17 protein-coding genes are annotated in these 21993 nt (G+C 38.0%); 6 read left to right on the top strand and 11 right to left on the bottom strand.

All coding sequences use genetic code 11. The features are described from left to right. Positions 1-228 carry a DUF2007 domain-containing protein gene (locus ACNR9Q_RS15800; RefSeq protein WP_419212193.1) on the top strand — a complete coding sequence of 76 codons (228 nt, stop codon included), beginning with the start codon at positions 1-3 and terminating at the stop codon, positions 226-228. Between the two features lie 53 nt (positions 229-281). On the opposite strand, the gene ACNR9Q_RS15805 is transcribed toward ACNR9Q_RS15800, so the two are convergent. After that, a complete protein-coding gene (locus ACNR9Q_RS15805) occupies positions 282-1220 on the bottom strand; it encodes a 3-keto-disaccharide hydrolase (RefSeq protein WP_419212194.1) in 939 nt (312 codons plus the stop codon). Between the two features lie 199 nt (positions 1221-1419). Between ACNR9Q_RS15805 and ACNR9Q_RS15810 the strand changes: the two genes are divergently transcribed. After that, positions 1420-4842, top strand: coding sequence for a HEAT repeat domain-containing protein (locus ACNR9Q_RS15810; RefSeq protein WP_419212195.1), 3423 nt, complete (start codon positions 1420-1422; stop codon positions 4840-4842). Position 4843: 1 nt separating this feature from the next. Here ACNR9Q_RS15810 and ACNR9Q_RS15815 read toward each other — a convergent pair whose 3' ends face one another. The 5 genes from ACNR9Q_RS15815 to ACNR9Q_RS15835 form a co-directional block, all read right to left on the bottom strand. After that, positions 4844-5785, bottom strand: coding sequence for an NAD(P)H-dependent flavin oxidoreductase (locus ACNR9Q_RS15815; protein WP_419212196.1), 942 nt, complete (start codon positions 5783-5785; stop codon positions 4844-4846). A 68-nt stretch (positions 5786-5853) separates the two neighbouring features. Then, positions 5854-7044, bottom strand: a complete 1191-nt coding sequence (gene mnmA, locus ACNR9Q_RS15820) for a tRNA 2-thiouridine(34) synthase MnmA (RefSeq protein ID WP_419212197.1) — start codon at positions 7042-7044, stop codon at positions 5854-5856. Between the two features lie 365 nt (positions 7045-7409). Further along, positions 7410-9257: a membrane protein insertase YidC gene (yidC, locus tag ACNR9Q_RS15825; RefSeq protein WP_419212198.1), complete on the bottom strand. Its 1848-nt coding sequence runs from the start codon at positions 9255-9257 to the stop codon at positions 7410-7412. A gap of 69 nt (positions 9258-9326) precedes the next feature. Next, the gene (locus tag ACNR9Q_RS15830) at positions 9327-10964 is read right to left on the bottom strand and encodes a CTP synthase (RefSeq protein ID WP_419212199.1); all 1638 of its coding nucleotides are present in this window, start codon (positions 10962-10964) and stop codon (positions 9327-9329) included. Positions 10965-11023: 59 nt separating this feature from the next. Further along, positions 11024-11257 (bottom strand): DUF3820 family protein, encoded by a 234-nt coding sequence (locus ACNR9Q_RS15835; RefSeq protein WP_419212200.1) that lies wholly within the window; start codon positions 11255-11257, stop codon positions 11024-11026. A 47-nt stretch (positions 11258-11304) separates the two neighbouring features. Here ACNR9Q_RS15835 and ACNR9Q_RS15840 point away from each other — a divergent pair, with 47 nt between their 5' ends. Then, positions 11305-12174 (top strand): hydroxypyruvate isomerase family protein, encoded by an 870-nt coding sequence (locus ACNR9Q_RS15840; RefSeq protein WP_419212201.1) that lies wholly within the window; start codon positions 11305-11307, stop codon positions 12172-12174. Between the two features lie 86 nt (positions 12175-12260). On the opposite strand, the gene ACNR9Q_RS15845 is transcribed toward ACNR9Q_RS15840, so the two are convergent. From ACNR9Q_RS15845 to guaA, 4 genes are read right to left on the bottom strand one after another with little or no spacing between them, the layout of a single operon-like run. Then, complete coding sequence (locus ACNR9Q_RS15845) at positions 12261-12791, bottom strand: DUF922 domain-containing protein (protein WP_419212202.1); 531 nt, start codon at positions 12789-12791, stop codon at positions 12261-12263. Continuing rightward, positions 12779-13183: an OsmC family protein gene (locus tag ACNR9Q_RS15850; RefSeq protein ID WP_419214292.1), complete on the bottom strand. Its 405-nt coding sequence runs from the start codon at positions 13181-13183 to the stop codon at positions 12779-12781. The genes ACNR9Q_RS15845 and ACNR9Q_RS15850 overlap by 13 nt, the downstream gene beginning before the upstream one ends. A gap of 2 nt (positions 13184-13185) precedes the next feature. After that, the gene (locus ACNR9Q_RS15855; protein WP_419212203.1) at positions 13186-15372 is read right to left on the bottom strand and encodes a LysM peptidoglycan-binding domain-containing protein; all 2187 of its coding nucleotides are present in this window, start codon (positions 15370-15372) and stop codon (positions 13186-13188) included. A 1-nt stretch (position 15373) separates the two neighbouring features. After that, positions 15374-16906, bottom strand: coding sequence for a glutamine-hydrolyzing GMP synthase (guaA, locus tag ACNR9Q_RS15860; RefSeq protein WP_419212204.1), 1533 nt, complete (start codon positions 16904-16906; stop codon positions 15374-15376). Between the two features lie 75 nt (positions 16907-16981). Between guaA and ACNR9Q_RS15865 the strand changes: the two genes are divergently transcribed. From ACNR9Q_RS15865 to ACNR9Q_RS15875, 3 genes are all read left to right on the top strand, one after another. After that, positions 16982-17707: an SIMPL domain-containing protein gene (locus tag ACNR9Q_RS15865; protein ID WP_419212205.1), complete on the top strand. Its 726-nt coding sequence runs from the start codon at positions 16982-16984 to the stop codon at positions 17705-17707. 382 nt (positions 17708-18089) lie between these two features. After that, on the top strand, positions 18090-18635 hold the full coding sequence (locus ACNR9Q_RS15870) for a pyridoxamine 5'-phosphate oxidase family protein (RefSeq protein WP_419212206.1): 546 nt from the start codon (positions 18090-18092) through the stop codon (positions 18633-18635). 36 nt (positions 18636-18671) lie between these two features. Then, positions 18672-20120 (top strand): ArnT family glycosyltransferase, encoded by a 1449-nt coding sequence (locus ACNR9Q_RS15875; protein WP_419212207.1) that lies wholly within the window; start codon positions 18672-18674, stop codon positions 20118-20120. 158 nt (positions 20121-20278) lie between these two features. On the opposite strand, the gene bshC is transcribed toward ACNR9Q_RS15875, so the two are convergent. Beyond that, positions 20279-21883 carry a bacillithiol biosynthesis cysteine-adding enzyme BshC gene (gene bshC / locus ACNR9Q_RS15880; protein WP_419212208.1) on the bottom strand — a complete coding sequence of 535 codons (1605 nt, stop codon included), beginning with the start codon at positions 21881-21883 and terminating at the stop codon, positions 20279-20281. Positions 21884-21993: the final 110 nt, after the last annotated feature.

Here is a 21993-nt window from a genome sequence, read left to right on the forward strand (position 1 = left end):
ATGGATTCAAACTATAAAAAAGTTTTTGGCGGAAACAGTATTGAGGCGCATAGGGTTGAACTTACCTTAAAGGATAATGACATCGAGCCCATACTCAAAGACGAAACTGAATCGGCCCGCTTAGCTGGTTTCGGTTCACCATTACCAGAATTGATAGAAATTTATGTGCATATGGACGAAGAAGAAAAGGCACTAGCACTAATAACCCAATTAAACTGGGAAGATTAATAAACAAAAAAGCCTCCAGTTTTGGAGGCTTTTTTATTGGTTGATATATAGAATTATCCTTTCGTTATTGGAGTTATATCCAATTTCCTGAATTCTACCGTACCGTGATCTCCTTGAATCATAATTGGTCCCGCCTCGGCTTCATTATTATCCAAAGCCCCACCGGTCATACTATCGATATTTTGGTTCGATATAATGGTTTTTCCATTGGCTACAATAGTGACTCTTCTACCTATTAGAGTAACATCAAAACTTTGCCACTCCCCCGCCTTCATTGCTACATTTTCATTTGGGGAAAGAAGGCCGTAAATGCCTCCAAAATAAATGGATTCAGGTTCAAAACCCATATTATCCGCAATCTGTATTTCATACCGTCCTCTTAGGTATAAACCACTATTACTTTCTTCAGGATAGCGAAACTCGGCGTGAAGTTTAAAATCCTTGAATTTTTCTTCGGATATTAAATTAACACCAGGTTTAGGACTTGTCAATATCCCATCTACGACTTCCCATTGGTTTTCTGGTACTACTTTCCACCCCTCCAAATTCTTTCCGTTGAACAATGAAATGGTCTTACCCATTTTTGTATTCGTATAATACTCCAACTTTGGGGATTTGGTCGCTGTCCAATTATACGTTTTACCATCCGTATAAATCATTGTGCCCTCAAGTCCATTACCCACCAATTTTCCTTCGAACTCCATATTGGCCGCACCTGGCTCCCATTGTGGTGGTATTTCAAAGTAAAATATATCTCCGTACTTCTTAACCTCAGCAATTGGTCTTGCGCTACCAAAAGCATACGTAAACCTACCAATAAGCGTATTGTTCCCCGAATGCCTGATCTCTAACCATGCGGGCAGCTCCTTTCCTTCTTGAGTAATGGTCAAATTCCATTTTCCTTCTAATGGATGTCCTTCTTGAGCCTTTATCGCGCCAAAATTTAAGACAAAGAGCAAAATAAAAATCAGGCCTGATTTTATACTATTCATATTTAATTGTTTTGATGTTTTTCAAATATAGAGTAAGTTTTAAAATTTAGTTTATATGCATTGGACTTAATATTTTAAAAAACAAAAAAAAATATAATCCTAACTAATTAATTCATATTTAAAATGCCAAGAATTTTCACTATTGATTAATTACAATAATCGTTACATTTAAGACCTAAATAATTCAAAAATTATATTGATGTCATTTAAAAAGTCCCTCGTTGGTATTTTAACCTTAACACTTCTTACTTTTTCCTGCGAAACCAAAAAGCCTATTCAAACCCCATTGGTGATCTTAGAAGACAGCACCGCTATTGTAGCAACGGTCAAACTTGCTCGTGAAAGCGTTTCGGCAGAAGTGGCGGATGGTTTAAAATTAAGTCTTTGGGCTTCAGATTCATTAGCGCCAGACCCAATTGCGATGGATATCGATGATGAAGGAAACATTTATATAACCCGCTCTAACCGTAATAAAAACTCTGAATTCGATATTCGAGGGCATAGGGACTGGATGACAGAATCAATCGCTTTGGAAACCGTGGAGGAAAGAAGGGCATTCTTACACAAAACTTTTGCACCAGAACTTAGCAAACAAAATGAATGGTTTCCAGATCTGAATAACGATAGTATTCATGATTGGCATGACCTAACCGTTGAGCAAGATGAAATTTGGAAGTTATCAGATTTGGATGGAGATGGCATCGCAGATATATCTACACAGATTTTAAACGATTTCAATGACGAAGTAAACGATCAGGCCGGTGCGCTTTTGGTAAGGGATAACGATATTTTTTTAGGTATCGGTCCTGATATGTACCGTTTGAAAGATTCTAACGGGGATGAGATTTTAGATGATAAAACAAGTATTGCGACCGGTTTTGGTGTGCATATAGGTTTTGGGGGTCACGGTATGTCAGGTGCCATAGAAGGTCCCGACGGAAAGATTTATTGGGGTATAGGAGATATTGGAGCAAATGTTACCGATAAAGATGGGGTTAACCATAAATATCCTAATCAAGGTGTAATCGTTAGAAGTAATCCTGATGGCAGTAATTTTGAGGTTTTCGCCCACGGACTTCGTAACACCCACGAATTTGTTTTTGATGCGTATGGAAACATTATTTCATCCGATAACGATGGTGACCACAAAGGCGAAAGCGAGCGTCTCGTCCATATTGTAGAGGGGTCAGATGCTGGCTGGCGTGCCAACTGGCAGTATGGCAAATACACAGACTCTAATAACAATGGATACAATGTTTGGATGGATGAAAAACTCTTCGTGCCACGTTGGGAAGGTCAAGCAGCGTACATCATACCTCCAATCCAGAATTTCCATAACGGCCCGACAGGAATGCGATTCAATCCAGGAGCCGCTTTAGGTAAAAAATGGATTGATAAATTCTTTTTGGTAGAATTTGTCGGGGATCCTAGCCGTTCCCATATTTGGGCATTTGACCTTAAACCCAAAGGTGCATCGTTCGATTTAAATACCGATGAATCCATCTTAACCGGAGTGCTACCCACAGGTATCGATTTTGGTCCTGATGGTGCCTTATATTTAGCCGATTGGATCAACGGATGGGGAAGCAAAGATTTTGGCAGGGTTTGGAAATTAGATGTCACCGAAAGCACCAATGATCTAGAACAGGAACGCTTGGAAACCCAAAAATTAATGACCCATAATTACGAAGATGACGATACCGACAATTTGGTAAGCCTATTGAGTTATGGAGACATGCGTATTCGTCAAAAAGCGCAGTTCGAATTGGCCAAAAGAACCTTTTGGGGCTACCGGGCATTAGAAAAAGTACTTACAGAAGAAGAGAATCAATTGGCACGAATTCATGCCATTTGGGGAATTGGGCAAATAGCGGCCGAAAACAAGAGTAAAGCATCTCCTTTACTTGCATTATTAAATGATAATGATCCAGAGATTATTGCACAAAGTGCTAAAGTGCTGGGCGATTTGAAATATGCTCCTTCAGCCGATCAATTGATTCCATTAACGGCTCACGAAAATGATCGCGTAAAATTCTTTGCCGCACAAGCTTTGGGTAGATTGGCCTATGAAAAAGCGATCGACCCATTATTGGAGATGATTACCGCCAATAATGATCAAGATCTATACTTGAGACATGCCGCAGTACTTGCACTTTCTAGAATTGGAAAAACGGAACCTATCCTAGCACTTGCCAACAATGAGAATAGAAGTCTACGACTTGCCGCCGTGTTGGTATTGAGAAAATTACAAGAACCTAAAATTGATGTGTTTTTATCCGACAGCGATGAATATATTGTTACGGAAACTGCAAGGGCCATTAATGACGATTGGTCTATTGAGCCAGCATTGCCCGCTTTAGCGGCTACCTTAAAGAATGAAGATTACACCTCAGAACCCTTGTTGAGAAGAGCGATCAATGCCGCACTTAGGGTCGGTGGTGAAGAAGAATTAGGTTTATTGATAAACTTTGCCAAAAGAGAAACCGTTTCGAATACATTGCGCGGCGAAGCTTTAGCAGCTTTGGGAACCTGGAACAAACCTTCTGTATTGGACAGGGTAGATGGTAGATATAGAGGAGAAGTAATTCGGGAAGGAAGTCAACTGCGGGAAAAGATTGAAAAGGATATTCCCATCTTCTTGGAAGATCAAAATCCAGAAATTCTTATCGGTATTTCCAAAACGATCAGCGCTATCGGAATAGACACTTATAACGATGAACTGTATAGGATCTTCAAGACCAACAAATCTCCCGAAGTACGGGCCGAGGTTCTGACTACCTTGGGTAATTTAGACTTCGGCAGAATGGAGGCCGCAATGGTGGCCGGCATGCGCGATTCGAGCGAAAAAGTACGCACCGCCGCTGTTGGCCTTTTAGGGGTATTAAACTTACCCAAAGAAAAGCTACCGGCCATTGTTGGCCCTATCTTTAAAAATGGGTCTATTTCAGAACAGCAACAAATGCTAAATGTCTTGGGTGATCTTCCTGAGGAAAATAGTAATACCATATTGGCCAGCCTGATCGACAAAGCTAGTAAAGACCAACTGGAACAGGGTATTATTTTGGATCTCATGGAATCTGTAAATGCGACCGAGAATCCAAAATTGATCGCTCAATTAGGAAAACTGAAAAAAGCAGGATATACCGCTGACTCTTTTCAAGAAACATTGCATGGCGGTAGTTGGTGGGCTGGTAGGACGGTGTTCAATAATAACCCTACGGCACAATGTGTTCGCTGTCATGCCGTAGACGGCTCTGGTGGTGAAGTAGGCCCGGCATTGGATAATATTGCTAACGTTTTAACCAGAAAACAGATTTTGGAAGCACTCATAGAGCCAAGCGCAAGACTAGCTCCAGGCTATGGATCGGTAACCCTTACCTTAACAGATGGACAAAAAGTACAAGGGGTTTTAATCGAGGAACGTAAAAATGATCTGTTGCTCAGAACTTCTGAGGCGGAACCCATGGAAATTCCAATAAGAAGAATTGCAAAAAGAGAAAATTCGATGTCTTCAATGCCACCAATGGGACGTATGATTTCAAGAAGGGAACTACGTGACTTGGTGGAATATTTAGGAAGCCTGAAAAATAAAAAAGCAGTAGTTACCGGAGAAGGTGTTTAAGTTATAAATTAATTATATCCTTTTTCGCTGCATTATATTCGGCAATCATCTCTTTTATAATTTGGCCGGCTGGCTTTATGTCATGTATCAAAGCTGCTACTTGACCTATTTCTAGTTCGCCGTCTTCAATATCACCCAAAAACATTCCTTTTTTTGCCCTGCCCCGGCCCAAAAGGTTTTTTAGGTCATCTATTGAAGCTCCTTGCGCATATGCATTTTGTACTTCTTGATAAAATTTGTTCTTCAATAATCGCACAGGTGCCAATTCCTTTAAGGTCAAATGGGTGTCCCCTTCCTGTGCCGCCACTACCTTATCCTTAAAATTGGTATGATTGGAAGCTTCGGTACTGGCCACAAATCTACTGCCAACCTGCACACCATCCGCACCAAGAATCATGGCGGCAAGCATGGCCCTACCCGTGGCAATTCCTCCGGCAGCAATTAAGGGAATGGTAATTTTCTCCTTGATCGACGGAATCAATACCATGGTCGTTGTTTCATCACGACCATTATGTCCACCAGCTTCAAATCCTTCGGCAACCACGGCATCAACGCCAGCTTCCTGTGCTTTTAAAGCAAATTTAAGGCTGCTAACTACGTGTACCACCGTAATTCCTCGTTCTTGAAAATAAGGGGTCCAAGTCTTCGGGTTTCCAGCAGAGGTAATTACAATTTTCACATCTTCCTCGACTATAACTTCCATTAAGCTCTCCAAATCTGGATACAGCATAGGAACATTAACCGCAAAAGAATGATTTGTTGCAGCTTTACATTTTTGAATATGCTGCCGTAAAACATCAGGATACATACTACCTGCACCAATAACTCCCAAACCACCATTATTGGAAACTGCACTGGCCAATCGCCAACCACTTGTCCAGACCATTCCTCCTTGTACTATAGGAAATTCGATTTGAAAAAGTGCTTTTATTCTATTTTTCATTCCGAAGTTTTAATTAGGAGATGGACATAAGAATTGAACCTACCGATCCAAAATCAATTTTCTTAAGATTAGGAAATCACGCCAGAACCAATGAGTTCATCAGCTATGTACCAAGCTACAAACTGCCCTTCGGTAATAGCGGATTGTAATTCCTTAAAATCGACATAGATACCTCCTTCAACACGATACAACGTGGCATCTTGCAATTCTTGACGGTATCTGATGCGCGCCTTTATTTCTAATTTTTCATCGATTTTCAACGCCAAATCAGGACGCACCCAATGAATTTCTTCACCTTTAACGAATAAGGTGCGTCGATATAGACCTGGGTGGGATTTACCCTGCCCGGTATAAATTATATTTTCGGTAACATCGGTATCGATAACAAAAAGAGGTTCTTTGGTACCTCCCACGTGCAAGCCTTTACGTTGCCCTTTCGTAAAATAATGGGCCCCGTCATGTTCTCCAACTATTTTCCCATCGGATAGTGTATAAGCTGGTTTCTCTGCGAAGAATTCAAGCTCTGATACTTTATTGATAAACTCGGGAACAGGTCTATTATATTGGGTGTCGGAAGCAGGTACTTCAACTATTTTTCCTTTTTTTGGTTTTAATTGTTGTTGTAAAAATTCGGGCAAACGAACTTTTCCGATAAAACATAAGCCTTGTGAATCCTTTTTATCTGCCGTAATCAAACCCATTTCAGCAGCTATCTTTCTCACTTGTGGCTTGGTCAATTCCCCAATTGGAAATAAAGTTTTAGACAATTGCTCTTGCGATAGCTGACATAAAAAATAAGACTGGTCTTTATTATCATCTTTACCTGACAGCAATCGATAGGTTTCAGAACCATTCGTATTTTGTATGGTTCCTTTTCTACAGTAATGTCCCGTTGCGACAAAATCGGCCCCAAGCTGCATCGCAATTTTTAGAAATACATCAAACTTTATTTCGCGGTTACAGAGCACGTCGGGATTAGGGGTGCGCCCCATTTCATATTCCTTGAACATATAATCAACAATACGTTCTTTGTATTCCACACTTAAATCGACGGTCTGAAACGGAATCCCCAATTTTTCTGCAACAATAAGGGCATCGTTGCTATCTTCTAACCATGGACATTCTTCAGAAATGGTGACGGAATCATCATGCCAATTCTTCATGAAAAGACCAATAACCTCATAGCCTTGCTCTTTTAACAAGTATGCGGCAACACTAGAATCCACTCCTCCTGAAAGTCCTACTACTACTTTTTTCATTTGTCCCATTTGGTCGTAACAAAATTACAAAATTACATAACCAATTTTTGGCATATGATTTTTTATCGAAGTTTGAACTTTCTGAATCGTAAAACGAGATTTTAAATGTTTTTAAGGTAAAAAAAGCTATGCGCTGTGAAGAGTAATTACGCATTATATTGTTGATAAAATAGTATTATTAAATTCTAACATCAACATACACCCCTTTAGCATACAATTAATACTTCTTTGCAACTAAGTTTTTCAAATACCTTAAAATAACTACATCTTTATCATCCCAAATCTTATCAAACTAAACCTTAATCAAAAGCAAAAGCCCTTTCCATTTTGGAAAGGGCTTTTTTAATAATGAACACTTCTTATTTTTAGTTCTTTTTCTGTGCTTCCGCTTGCTCCATCATCTCGCGCATTTTACGCTGAAACTTGTTCTCCTTCTTAGGCTTCTTCTTGTTCTCCTGTATTTGGGCGTGTATCTTATCATTGTCCAAGATAAAATTCTTGATGACCAACATGATACCAATAGTGATCAGGTTAGAAACGAAGTAGTACAAACTCAATCCACTTGCATAGTTGTTAAAGAAAAATAACATCATAAAAGGCATCAAGTACATAATGAATTTCATGTTGGGCATACCTGGTTGTGTGGGCATATTTTGACCTGTAGTCATCATCATGTAAAAGAAGATGGCAATAGAGGCCAAAATTGGGAATAGACTCACATGATCACCGTATAAAGGTATATAAAACGGAAGTTCAAAAATCGTATCAAAAGAAGAAAGGTCATCAGCCCATAAAAACGATTTCTGCCTAAGAGCAAAAGATGTTGGAAAAAACATGAACAAGGCATAGAAAATCGGCATTTGAATTATCGCCGGCACGCAGCCACTCATAGGGCTGACTCCCGCCTTGCCATATAATTTCATGGTTTCTTGCTGCTTTTTCATGGCGTTATCCTTATACTTTTCTCCTAGCTCAGTAATTTCAGGTTTTAAAACCTTCATTTTAGCTTGGGATAAATAAGACTTATACGTTACTGGAGACATAGCTAACCTTACCAAGATGGTCATGATTATAATTGCGACACCATAAGGAAAGAAGTCACTTAATAAAGAATAAAAAGGCGTAAAAACATATCTATTGATCCAACCAAAGATACCCCAACCAAAAGGTATGGAATCATCCAGACCCAGGGTCTCGTAGTTGGACAATACTTTTACATCGGTCGGACCAAAAAACCAATGCAAATCTTTCGATATTTCGCCACCCTCAACCTCTAATTGTAAAACGGAAGCATAATCTTTGGTAAAGCCAAAAGTCCTGCTTTCCTCCTCTACCAAATTTTTAGAACTAAGTACTCCACTTTTAAAAGGTTCGTCCGCAGCTAAAATGCTGCTGAAAAAGTGCTGCCTATAAGAAATCCATTTTATATTTTCTTCAGTTTCCTCATCATCGCTTCCTTCCGACAATTTACTTATTTTATCGTCTTCATGATTATAGGTCAAACGTGTATATCGATTTTCGTATTTGATACTTTTAGAATGGCGTATACCCTTCAATTGCCAATCTAAACTAACGGGTTTAGAATTACTAAGTACCCCGTTCAAACCTTGTGATCTAATCGTAAAATCGACCAAATAATCATTTGGTTTCATTTCATAGCGATACTCCAGAAACTGGTTATTAGAAGTTTTCGCTTTTAAGGAAAGTACTTGATTCCCATTAGAAGTCGTTAGCGAGGGCTCAAAGAAAAGATCGGCTGTATTTAACACACGATTATCAGCAGTTGAAAAGTCCAATCCAAAAGATGAATTACCGTCTTTTACTAGATAGACGGGAACGGAATCATAGGTTACAAAATTTTTCATTTTCGCTTCCACAACCTGCCCCCCTTTATTGCTAATTTTCAAAAGCAATACATCATTCTCTAAAATAGTTATATCATTGGAAGGTTTAGTAAAACCAAATGCACCTAACGCGCCTTGGTAATTGGCAACGGCAGTAGAATCTTCTAAATCTAGTTGAGGAGTTTGTGTAGTTGTAGATGTTTTTTCTAAAGTTTCCGAAGCCTTGGCGGCATCAATTTGTTCTTGTTTCGCCTTTTCTGCTGCCAACTCTTCTGGAGTAGGTTGGTTCTGGTAAAACATGAAAATGAGAATTCCAAAAATAAGTACAAAGCCTATGATGGAGTTTACATCAAATTTCTTTTCTTCCATGTGGTATTTCTATGTTAATTTGGCAATATTTGAATTTCAAGAAAGCAAATATATGCCCAAATATGGAGTTTATGCCAATGTGGCATTAGATTGTGCCTTTTTATGCTCCAAAGCTGCTTTTACAAAACCTACAAATAAGGGATGTGGGCTTGCAACGGTACTTTTATACTCTGGATGATATTGCACTCCAACAAACCAAGGATGGTTTTTTAATTCGACTATTTCTACCAAGTTCGTCGCAGCATTTTTACCAGTGGCAATTAATCCTGAATTTTCCAATTGTTCCTTATAGGCATTGTTGAATTCGTATCTATGGCGGTGGCGTTCAGAAATCTGGGAAGCTCCATTATAAATTCGCTGCACCAAACTACCATCTTTCAATTCACAATCCCACGCTCCCAAACGCATAGTACCCCCTTTATCTGTAACATTCTTCTGCTCCTCCATAATACTGATGACCGGGTCTTTGGTCTTCTCGTCCATCTCGGTAGAGTTTGCATCGGCAAGGCCTAGAACGTTACGAGCGTATTCGATGACGGCCATTTGCATTCCCAAACAAATTCCTAAAAAAGGTATGTTCATTTCCCGTGCAAATTGCACGGCTTTGACCTTACCCTCAATGCCACGCTCCCCAAAACCGGGTGCCACCAAAATACCATCCAAACCTTTTAATTTGCTCTCGTAATTATCGGCCGTAATATATTCAGAATGGATTGACTTTACGTTGACCTTAACTTCATTCGATGCTCCTGCATGTATAAAAGCTTCTAAAATCGATTTATAGGAATCCTGTAATTCTACATATTTACCTACCAGACCAATGGTCACTTGATTTTTAGGATTCTTATGGCGTTTCAAAAATTCGTTCCACCGGTCTAAATCTGGCTCAACCGTATTCGGTAAAGCCAATTTTTGTAAGGTTACCGTATCCAAACCTTCTTCTTGCATTAGAATAGGAACGTCATAAATAGTGGAAGCATCAATACTTTGAATAACGGCCTCGCGCTTTACATTACAGAAAAGTGCCAATTTATCCTTGATTTCATCCGAAATTTCATGCTCGGTCCTACACACAAGAATATCAGCCTTTATTCCACTCTCCATCAATGTTTTAACCGAATGCTGTGTAGGCTTCGTCTTTAATTCACCCGCGGCAGAAAGATAGGGCACTAACGTCAAATGAATAACGATTGCATTATTATCCCCTAATTCCCACAACAATTGCCGTACCGCCTCAATATAGGGAAGGGACTCAATATCTCCAACAGTACCTCCTATTTCGGTAATAACGATATCATATTCACCGCTATTTCCCAATAACTGAACCCGTTCCTTTATTTCGTTTGTAATATGGGGGACAACCTGAACCGTTTTTCCTAAAAATTCACCCCGACGCTCCTTTTCGATTACGCTTTGGTAAATTCTACCTGTAGTTACATTGTTCGCTTGTGAGGTGCGTACATTTAAAAAACGCTCATAGTGACCCAAATCCAAATCGGTTTCTGCCCCATCATCGGTAACATAACACTCACCATGTTCGTAAGGATTTAACGTTCCTGGATCTACATTGATGTAGGGATCCAGTTTTTGAATAGTAGTCTTATAACCGCGAGACTGCAGTAATTTCGCCAAGGATGCAGCAATAATACCTTTTCCTAATGATGAAGTAACGCCTCCCGTAACGAAGATGTATTTGGTTTGTGCCATTTGTGGAATTCTATGTTACGGGACACAAAGTTACAAATTGAGGTTAGAACTTTAAGGCTTTACTTTGGAAAATGTTTTTGGATTTTCCGAATTATGGATTCAAGACTATTTGTTTTGATTTCTAACATAGACCGCAATAAATCTCCTAATTTACCATCCGGGAATCCTTTTTGCTGAAACCAGATTAAATAAGATTCAGGAAGGTCTACCAAATACTTTCCTTTATACTTTCCAAAAGACATACGATAGTGCGCCAATTCTATTAATTTCTGCTTATCCGGATTTATATCCATTTTTAAATCTAAAAAAATTATCTTTAAGAACTCAACAACTTAAATCAATGAAGAGAAGAAACTTTATAGGAACTTCCGCAGCCGCTTCCGTGGGTTTTCTTACCACATCGGCCGCCACTGCAAACAACAAAAAAGCTGAAATAGCCAGCGAATTAAAATACAATATTAATCATAGTGTTTGTTATTGGTGCTATGGAACCATTCCTTTTGAAGAATTTTTACAAGCATTGAACAAACTGGACATTAGGTCTATAGATTTAGTCGATCCAGAACAGTTTCCGCTTCTCAAGAAATACAACATACATGCCTCTATGTGCTGGGGTGCAGGATTGGGCATTGAGAAAGGATGGAACGACCCTTCGCTACATGAAGAACTTATAGCCGATTATAAAAGGGTAATTCCTTTGGTAGCTGCAGGCGGCTATACCAATCTCATCTGTTTTAGTGGCAACAGAAACGGTATGGACGATATGGTGGGCCTACGCAATTGTGCTAAGGGGCTAAAAGAAATTATGCCTTTAGCCGAAGAACATGGTGTAGTTTTACAGATGGAACTTTTGAACAGCAAGGTGAATCACAAAGATTATATGTGCGACACCTCTGAATGGGGCGTCTCTCTTTGCGAAACTATTGGTTCCGAAAGTTTTAAATTATTGTATGATATCTACCATATGCAAATCATGGAAGGAGATATTATCAGGAATATTCAAAATTACCATCAATATTATGGGCACTACCATACCGGAGGAAATCCTGGACGCCATGAAATTGATGAAACCCAAGAGATTTTTTATCCCGCAGTCATGAAAGCCATCTTAGAAACAGGATATACGGGTCATGTTGCCCAAGAATTCGTACCCAGTTGGGAAGATAAGCTTGCGGCATTAAAACAAGGGGTAACTATTTGCGATGTTTAGTTGCCTTATAGTTGAGACACGTAGATTTAACCTCTAAATAGACAATCACGTGGACCGTAACTAGCGATGAATTTTGTTTCCTTAACCTAATGATTCAAAGCCGATTTAATTTCTTTGACCCACCGCTCTTGAACAATCAGGTTTCTGGAGTAATTGGTCTCTGAATCATATTTGTTCTGAAAGTCATTCAACTGTCGCAAAGTTGCCTTGTATATTTTACGCACTTCTTCCTTTACATTTCTTGTGAATTTGGTATTTGCCAATTGCTTCCGCATTTTTCGAGTATAAAGCTCTGTAATATCAAAATGAAGCTGTTCGTGTAATAGCGTTACTTCATTACAAACCTTAGGCTTGTACCAAGAACGTGTCGGATAAAAATAAGTGGTAACCTTAAAATCTATTTTTAATTCATCACCCTTATAAAAAGTAGAAAAATCATAACTGATTCCACTTGCCGTAGTAGCGGCAGCGCTCGAACCTACTGGAACAGGACCTTTAAAATCGTCCCACTTCAAGAGGACATCTGATTTCCAAGCTATTTCTTCTTGACCGTGCCCCAAAGTAATAACACAAAGTGCAAAAAATAATGCTAGCCGTAATTTCTTTACAAATCCCAATGGTACGAAATTACTCGCTCAATATCTGGGTGCAGACTATGATGTACAGGACAGGTATTAGCTGTATGCTCCAAAATTTTTCTGTTCTTATCGGATATTTCTTTTGGTAAATGAATTTCTACCTCAATTTTGGAAATCCTTCTAGGTGAAGCCGCCATATGCTTCGTAACAGATGCGTTAGAACCCTTCAAATCAACTTCCAATCCGTTTGCTTTTATCCCCATCATGGTCAGCATACAACTAGCCAACCCTGTAGCAACAGTATCGGTCGGCGAGAATGCCTGACCCAAACCATTATTATCGACAGGGGCATCCGTCACAAATGAATCGTTCGATTTTAAATGCACACACTCCGTTCTAAGATTTCCGTTATAGGTAACTTTTGAAGTCATCATTATTCCAATTCTTTAATTCTTAAATCTTCGATCATCATAATATAAGAAGCTTGGTTATAATACCCACTAACATCCTTCCTTTCGTAATCGAATTTATTCCCGTTATATTCTGTTTCCCCAATAAATCTAGAAACATCTATCAAATCATTCTTATAGGCCAATTTCAACAGAAGGTCGTACATAAGGTCGAAACCTCTTATCGCATAACGATCTGGATCATCGCCAAACCTTTTTCTATATCTTTTCACAAATGAATTATCCGCTACTTCCCTATAAACGGAAGGATACGTAAAATGCAGATTGGACAAGTGCGTATTGGAAATGACGTCATTCTCAAAGGCAGGATTCATATCTGTTGTAAACATTCTCACCTGCACTTTATGCTCCCCTTCTAAAGGGTCGAAGGCGGTATTATGGAAGGAGTTCAGAATAGAAACAACACTAGAAATCAACTTAAAGTTCTTTGATTCAACAAAAACCCAGTTGGTCACTTGATCCGAAAGTAGCGTTTGTAACTTATCCCTATTGATGCCGATATTCTTTTCCTCTTCCTTAACCACTACCACCTTGGCATTTGGAAAACGCGCAATGATGGCCTCACGCTCCAACTTGCTATTTTCGTCGGCAATCACCAGAATTGTTTCATCGCTATGCGCCTTTTCTACATAATCTAGCATATGCTTACGCAAAACGGGCTCTTCAGTATAGGAGAAAAAAACATTGTTTAGACTTATCTCACTTTTTGCGGGTACGGGAGCCACTACAGGAACATTGTATTTAGCCGCCTGAACAGCCGTTTCTTTTAACGATGGAATATCCAAGGGACCGAAAATAGCATTGTAGCCACCCAAATTCTCACTTTGTAGTATTTGTTTCGTCCGCATTAGATCCAACTGATTATCAAAGGTTTTGACATCTATCGAAACGCCCAAAGATTTTAAGGAATCTAAAGCCACCAATGCGCCAGAATATAATCCGAGGCTATATTTCAAACTATTTCGACTTTCAATAGTTTTTACTACAACTTCTTTATCGGTCAAATTAAGTTTATCTAAACGGAAAGGCAATAGGAACATGATTTTGGGTCTCACATCAATATTGATGCTATCCAACAAGTTCATCTTATCGAGAACCAATGAATTTCGTACTTCAAAATCGCCGACTTTGTCCTTAGGTAATTTAAGCACCATTCCCGCTTTTAATCCATCTTTCAAATCTGGATTCAACTGGATTAATTCTGCCCAGGTCATTCCAAATTTACGGGTCAATCTAAACTCGTTCTGTTTCGGTTTTACCTCGTAGAAAATATAATTATCCGTATTAATTTCCCCTGGATCCAATTTCTTTTCAGGGATGCGTATAACCATTCCTTCCTTAAGTCCTCCTCGTTCCGTAATTTCAGGATTTAAGCGAACGATTTCATCAGCTTTTACATTGAACTCTTGTTCAAGCCTGTAAAAATTCATTTTGGGAGGCACAGTATAAGAAATGAACAATTGTGTTTGCTGATTATCAACTGTGCTACCCGCTATTTTGGGCAAAAGCAATTCGTACCCTTCAGACAGATAGTTATTGGTTTTGGAAAGACCCGGATTCAACACCAACATACTATCAATGGTAATTCCATATTTATTGGCAATACTCCATCGTGTTTCTTTTGGCGCTACAACGTATTTTTCATAATCATCAGGATTTAAACCGGCTCCCTGTGCCGGTTGCACCTTATATTTAGGTATGCGTAATTCCATCTTTTTTTGAAGTGGGGAAGCATACAGACTTTTATTGTACTTTTTAAGCTCATCTTCGGTAATTCCATATTCTTGGGTGATTCCGAAAATAGTTTCTTTTTTCTTGACCCGATGCGTGGTAAAACCAATAGGGGTTCTACCCAACGTGGAATCTTGCATGATACTTTTATTGAGACCTGAAACTGAAGTCGTTGGTTTTTGTGCGACTTTTTCCCCAGGCACCACTAAAATTGTATTCGCACGTAAGGGTTGTCCAGGTCTTATCTCCTTATTATATTGGAGAATACTCGCAGGTGATACGCCATAGGCCTTAGCTATACTCTCTAAAGTTTCCCCCTGTTTTACCTCATGCGTATTGAACCTCTGCCCCAACGCGGTACAGGACACCAATAAGCAAAAAGCGCAGATGATATAAATTTGATTCTGTATATATTTCATATTATTCCCATTCTATAGTTGCCGGAGGTTTTGAACTTATATCATATACGACTCTATTTACCCCAGGGACTTTATTGATGATATCGTTTGATGTTTTTTGTAAAAACTCATAAGGCAAGTTCACCCAATCTGCCGTCATACCATCGGTACTTTCAACCGCCCTTAAAGCTACACATTTTTCATACGTACGCTCATCACCCATTACCCCGACACTATTTACGGGTAAAAGCATAGCACCGGCCTGCCATACTTTGTCATACAAGTTCCATTTCTTAAGTCCATCGATAAAAATAGCATCGACCTCCTGCAATATGGTAACTTTCTCAGGCGTAATATCTCCCAAAATACGGATGGCCAAACCAGGACCTGGAAAAGGATGCCTGCCTAAAAGCGCCTTATCTATTCCTAAAGTGGCCCCTACCCTTCGCACTTCGTCTTTAAAGAGCATTTTTAAAGGTTCTACCACTTTCAATTTCATAAAATCTGGTAAACCGCCTACGTTATGGTGACTCTTGATCGTTTGGGACGGACCGCCCGTGGCCGAAATCGATTCAATAACATCTGGATAAATGGTACCTTGTGCGAGCCATTTTGCTCCTTCCACCAAATGAGATTCACTATCAAATACCTCTATAAAAACACGTCCTATAGTTTTTCTTTTTGCTTCTGGATCACTTTCCCCAGCAAGACCCTCCAAAAAACGTGCCGAAGCATCGACACCTTTTACATTAAGGCCCATACCTTCATACTGTTTCAATACATCTGTAAATTCGTTCTTTCTCAAAAGCCCGTTATTCACAAAGATGCAATGTAAGTTCTTGCCAATAGCCTTATGCAACAATACTGCAGCTACAGAGGAATCCACACCACCAGATAATCCTAAAATCACTTTTTCATCGCCTATTTTCTCTTTTAAATCGGCAACCGTAGTTTCAACAAAAGCATCGGGTGTCCAGGTTTGCGCTACCCCGGCTATATTGACCAAAAAGTTTTCGAGAACCTGTTTTCCATCCGTAGAATGATAGACTTCAGGATGAAACTGAATGGCATAGGTCTGTTCACCATCAAACTTAAAAGCCGCATTTTCCACGTCATGGGTACTAGCCAGTAAAATTGAATTATCAGGAAGTTTTTTAATGGTATCTGCATGGCTCATCCAAACCTGACTACCTATATTTATATTTTCCAAGAAGGGCTCATTCTCCATAACGAAATTCAAATTGGCTCGGCCATATTCACGGGTATTGGATTTCTCTACACTCCCACCATTAAAATGTGCCAAATATTGAGCTCCGTAGCAAACCCCTAACAACGGTTTTTTACCACGAATTCCGGAAAGATCAGGATGCGCCGCGTCTTCTCCCCTAACGGATAAAGGAGAACCGGAAAGTATTACCGCTTTGTACTCGGAAAGGTCTTCCGGTATTTTGTTATAAGGTTTAATTTCTGAGAAAATATTCAGTTCACGTACGCGTCTACCGATCAACTGGGTATACTGGGAACCAAAATCTAGGATAAGGACTTTATTTTGCATGGGCAAAAATAGCAAATTGACCGTTCTTGAAAAGTATCTTTTAGTTATATTTAATGTGGATTTAAATTTTATTAAATGAAACAAGTAAGTGCTATTATTTTTGGAGCGGCTATCATTATAGCCGCCTATTTTTTAGGGAATGCCTACGTACAAAGAGCTAACCCGCCCCAAATCATTTCTGTTACGGGTCTGGGAAATGAAAATTTCACCTCCGACCTCATTGTATGGGAAGGTCAATTTTCTGCGAACAACACGGTACTCAAATCTGCTTTCGACCAACTCAACGGGGATAAAGAAATTGTAAAACAATATCTAATCTCAAAGGGAATAGATGCGGGCAGTATCATTTTCAACAGCGTACAAACCACCGAGCTCAGAGATAACCAGTATGATAACGGAAATTATGTAGGAAGCATTTTTCGCGGCTACCAATTAATGCAAACGGTAAAAATAGAATCTAACAATGTTGCTTTGATAGAAAGCGTAGCAAGGGAAATTACAGAACTATTGAACAAGGGAGTTCAATTTAATTCTTCACCTCCAAGATACTACTATACCAAGTTGGCCGATTTAAAGATTGAAATGATCTCTAAAGCTACCGAAGATGCCAGAGTACGTGCAGAAAAAATAGCCGAGAATGCCGGAAGCAAGTTAGGTGACCTGGTATCTGCGAACATGGGCGTTTTTCAAATTACAGGTCAAAATTCTGGGGAAGATTATAGTTGGGGAGGCGCTTACAATACCTCATCAAAAAACAAAACCGCTTCCATTACCATGCGTTTAGACTATAAAGTAAAATAAAACTTTAGCTTTATATAAAATATATCAAAATACTGAATTAGAGTTATTTAAAGTTATTCCTACAAATTAAAAATCAACATCTTCATCTTCTAAAATACAAAAGCCCGGGAATCACCCGGGCTTTCTATTCAACCAACCATTAAACCGAATACAATAAAAGAAAAAATCTTTTTCATAACAATTTGTATTCAACCTTTAAGTCGTTAATAAAACCCCAAACTTACACTCATGTTCAAAAATCAAAACCCAACTTCAAACTAAAAACAGGAGAATCAATCTCAACTAAATTCTGTTTCTCAGCTAGTTTTATATAGAAAAATCCATTTAGGTTTTACCCTACCTTTATTTTAATAATTTTTACTTTTAGAAAAAAATACCAAAAATGACCGATGTCTTCTTCGAAGAATTAACTACGGAACTACGCAACTGTATCTATAAAAAAGACCATTCTTTTAGATACGCAACCTTGGCAACGATTGGGAAGAAAAGTATCGCAAGATTACGAACCGTTGTTCTACGGCACGTTTCTGAAGATTTACAGCTTACCATTTATACAGATAGTCGTACCAAAAAAATAGCCCATATAAAAGAAAACAATCAGGTAAGTTTACTCTTGTATCATCCTGAAAAGCTATTACAATTAAAAATTGAAGGGACGGCACAAATTGTCACAGATGAAAAACGGTTAAATACCTATTGGAATATTGTTCAGTCCAACAGTAGAAAAGAATATAGTGCCGATATAAGCCCTGGGAGTGAAATCAAAACCCCTGATCAGGTTGAATATATGAAGGAGAACCATTATTTTGCGATGATCGATATTCTACCGAAAACAATTGAATATTTAAAACTAAAAAGACCAAATCATATACGTGTACTATTCGAAAAAGAAAATTCTGGCTGGGAAAGCACTTTTTTAGTTCCTTAAATTAATCGTTCATTGAACTAATAAATAAAATTCAAGTTGAGAATTAAAAACACCATAACAAAACAGTTTCATTGGATTTTCCTTTTAGTACTATTTTTCTCTCTATTTGCTCCAAACCTTCTTAGAGAAGGTATGTTTGTAGATGGTATTTGGTATGCCGCAATATCTCATAATTTAGAACTGGGAATTGGTGATTATTGGCATCCGTCATTTACGAAAACAATTTTTAAAGAATTTTACGAGCACCCGCCCCTTGTTTTCTGGCTTCAGTCATTTTTCTTCAAAATACTGGGTGATTCTTTTTGGGTAGAAAGGATTTACTGCCTCACCGTTTTCGTAGCCACTACTATAATTATTAGTAAATGTTGGATTTTAATTTATCAAAATGATAATAAACTTCAAAAGCTCTTTTATCTACCCGTATTTCTTTGGATGACAAATTTTCAAACTTTTTTTGCCTATCCGAATAATTTATTAGAATGCACGCTAACTGTATTCACAATGTGTTCAATCTACTGTTTGTTAAAAAGTTTAAGTTTTAAAAATGTAAAAACCTATAGTCTTATAGTACTAGCGGGTGTTTTTATCTTCTTAGGCTTTTTATCAAAAGGTTTCGTGGCTTTGTTTCCTTTAATATTTTTTATTTTATATTTTTTAATTTTTAAACAAAAATTAAAATCACAAATTATAAAAACATCAGCTTTACTTTTAAGTTTTGTTATTTGTGCTTTGGTCTTATTGCAGTTTGAATCTTCAAGAGAATTCATTTTGAAATATATAGACATACAGGTAATTGAATCATTACGCGGCAATAGAGTTGAAAATATAAGAGAAAGTAGATTTTATATAATTTATGGAATTTTCAAATCAATGCCCATATCTTTTGGAATTTCATTAGTGGTCCTGTTTTCTTCGTTCATTATTAATGACAAGAAAATAATAGAAAACACAAAGTGTAAATATATTTTTCTCTTTTTGTTTCTAGGTATTGCATCTTCATTACCGTTAATAATTAGCTTGAAACAAGCTGGCTACTACCTAGTCCCTTCTACACCATTATTCATTTTAGCTTTATCTATTTGGATAGCACCTTCTTTTAATTCTCTATTAGCAGAAATTAAAAATAAAAAAATATACAACTATTCCTCATATATAATAATGTTACTCCTCTTAATATCATTTGCGCTTGCGATAAAAAATGTTGGAACAGTTGACAAAAGAGACAGGGAACATTTAGCCAATTTAAGAGAAGTTATAAAAGTTGTTCCAAATAACAGTATTATAAATTTTAAGGCAGACAAATTAGATTACTCCATTGTTGGTCTTTATCAACGCTATAACCTTATAAGTCTAGACACCTCATTTATCGAGCAAAGAAAATTTCTAGTCATTGAGAAAAATGTAGATACCACAAAAATCCAAAATTATAAAAGAATAAGTAACCAGAGTGAAAACTATAATATCTATACTAGAATCAATCCGTAAGTTGCTTAGAAAAAATCTGCATTAAACTAATTTGACTTTTAACTACGTACAGTCATTACACCATGCATCAAACAAAAATCAATTTAATATGGTAATTGCAAGAAAAAAGAAAAAGCAAGTATGGCCACTCTATTTACAGTACCAATCTTGCGCGTCATCTACTTTTTGGTAATCACCGTAAACACCAAATCCAAAGGTTTTAACGCTTCGAATAGCATGGGCATCAACTCCTTACCATATTCGAGATAAAATTCAGAGAAATTTGACTTACGTTCTTGCAGCGATTGCATGGGAAACAACTCGTTCTGTATTTCGGTCAAACGCACTACATGGTCTTTTAGTTTCCTTTTTTGGGCCTTTAATAGGCGCTTTTCTAAATTGTCCAAGCCTTTTTTTTGCTTAACTTCCTGTGCCTTGACAGCTTTTAAAAAAGATTTGTCGGTTTGTTCGGCAAGGTCGTACATACCTTGAAACTGATCTTCAAGTATTTTTTTTTGGGGCGAAAAATCGATATCAATATTTGAAATCTCCCGTATTTTCTTGTTAATCAAACTGCTTTGCTTCAGGAATACATCGGATGTGGAAATATTCATCTGTTTCAATTTGTCCGCTTGTTTATTGGTAATCAACAAGACCGAATTACGAACCAATAAAATGGGAAAAGGAACTTGCATTGCCTCAAAAGTAGCTTTCAATTCCAGCCAATAAGCGATTTCACCACCACCCCCAATATAGCATAGATTAGGCAAAATGACTTCTTGATATAAGGGACGTGCGATAACGTTAGGGGAGAAACGCTCTGGATGAGTTTCCATTTCCTGGACCAGCTCTTCTTTAGAAAAAGAAAGTTCGGTATCATTTACCAAATAACCACCCTTATTTTCTATGATTCGTTCGCGAATACCATCTTTCAAATAAAAATAATTGATTTCTCGAGGATTTACCTGGACAGGATAATCGGAAGATAATCGTTCGATTTCTTGAATAGTGTCCGTGACCTTTTCAAAGGCAATCTGCTCGAAAACATCTTTTTTCATATAAGGTATGAGCAGTTGTTTCAAATCTCGATCATCCCCGTCCACAATAACGAGTCCATACTCCTTAAATAGCTCATTGGCCAAATAACGCGTAGCTTCTGTAAGGGTTCCATGCTTTAAATAAGCCTCTTGGAACAACCGCTTTAACTCTTCTGCGTTGTTGCTGTTACCAATAGAATTTGCGAAAGACGTATACACTTCATCTAGACCATCGGTATCTAAATGACCTACTGCCCCAGATGCATTTTTGTTCCACTTAAACTTCAATCCCTTAAAATTGAAATAATTGATTTCTTCAAAATCGTGGTCTTCAGTGGCCATCCAATAAATGGGCACAAAATTGTACTCCGGAAATTCTTGTTTCAATTGCTTTACCAAATTAATGGTCGAAATAATTTTATACAGAAAATATAAAGGTCCGGTAAAAAGGTTCAACTGGTGGCCGGTGACGACCGTGAACGTATTTTTTTCTCTTAAAAGTGCAATGTTTTCAAGAGTTTCTTTTGAAGTATCTGTTCTTTGATATTGGTTCAGCATAGCTCGATGCAAAACTTCCCGATGTTGTTCGGTAAAGCTTTCCCCTTTCTCTTTTAGCTGTCCCTTAAATCCTTCTATATCACAAAAACGATTATATAAAGATTTTAATTTTAAATCTTCCGCTACATAATCGCATATCAATTTGGTAAAATAACCGGTCTTTTCTAGGGGTAAACAGTCAATATCCATATAGAAATTAAAAACTAGGTAAATATAAAACGCTTTGGTGGTATAGTTCCTAAAAATACGTTAATTACGGCAAGTATTAAAAACGTTTAAACGCGTCAAAATGCCTTTTT

The organism is Maribacter sp. X9, from assembly GCF_048537565.1.
GTDB lineage: Bacteria > Bacteroidota > Bacteroidia > Flavobacteriales > Flavobacteriaceae > Maribacter.

Bases quoted from the DNA above. Each gene is read 5' to 3' on its own strand.
- ACNR9Q_RS15800 (WP_419212193.1), top strand. From the start codon at position 1: ATGGATTCAAACTATAAAAAAGTTTTTGGCGGAAACAGTATTGAGGCG.
- ACNR9Q_RS15805 (WP_419212194.1), bottom strand. From the start codon at position 1,220: ATGAATAGTATAAAATCAGGCCTGATTTTTATTTTGCTCTTTGTCTTA.
- ACNR9Q_RS15810 (WP_419212195.1), top strand. From the start codon at position 1,420: ATGTCATTTAAAAAGTCCCTCGTTGGTATTTTAACCTTAACACTTCTT.
- ACNR9Q_RS15815 (WP_419212196.1), bottom strand. From the start codon at position 5,785: ATGAAAAATAGAATAAAAGCACTTTTTCAAATCGAATTTCCTATAGTA.
- mnmA (WP_419212197.1), bottom strand. From the start codon at position 7,044: ATGAAAAAAGTAGTAGTAGGACTTTCAGGAGGAGTGGATTCTAGTGTT.
- yidC (WP_419212198.1), bottom strand. From the start codon at position 9,257: ATGGAAGAAAAGAAATTTGATGTAAACTCCATCATAGGCTTTGTACTT.
- ACNR9Q_RS15830 (WP_419212199.1), bottom strand. From the start codon at position 10,964: ATGGCACAAACCAAATACATCTTCGTTACGGGAGGCGTTACTTCATCA.
- ACNR9Q_RS15835 (WP_419212200.1), bottom strand. From the start codon at position 11,257: ATGGATATAAATCCGGATAAGCAGAAATTAATAGAATTGGCGCACTAT.
- ACNR9Q_RS15840 (WP_419212201.1), top strand. From the start codon at position 11,305: ATGAAGAGAAGAAACTTTATAGGAACTTCCGCAGCCGCTTCCGTGGGT.
- ACNR9Q_RS15850 (WP_419214292.1), bottom strand. From the start codon at position 13,183: ATGACTTCAAAAGTTACCTATAACGGAAATCTTAGAACGGAGTGTGTG.
- ACNR9Q_RS15855 (WP_419212203.1), bottom strand. From the start codon at position 15,372: ATGAAATATATACAGAATCAAATTTATATCATCTGCGCTTTTTGCTTA.
- guaA (WP_419212204.1), bottom strand. From the start codon at position 16,906: ATGCAAAATAAAGTCCTTATCCTAGATTTTGGTTCCCAGTATACCCAG.
- ACNR9Q_RS15865 (WP_419212205.1), top strand. From the start codon at position 16,982: ATGAAACAAGTAAGTGCTATTATTTTTGGAGCGGCTATCATTATAGCC.
- ACNR9Q_RS15870 (WP_419212206.1), top strand. From the start codon at position 18,090: ATGACCGATGTCTTCTTCGAAGAATTAACTACGGAACTACGCAACTGT.
- bshC (WP_419212208.1), bottom strand. From the start codon at position 21,883: ATGGATATTGACTGTTTACCCCTAGAAAAGACCGGTTATTTTACCAAA.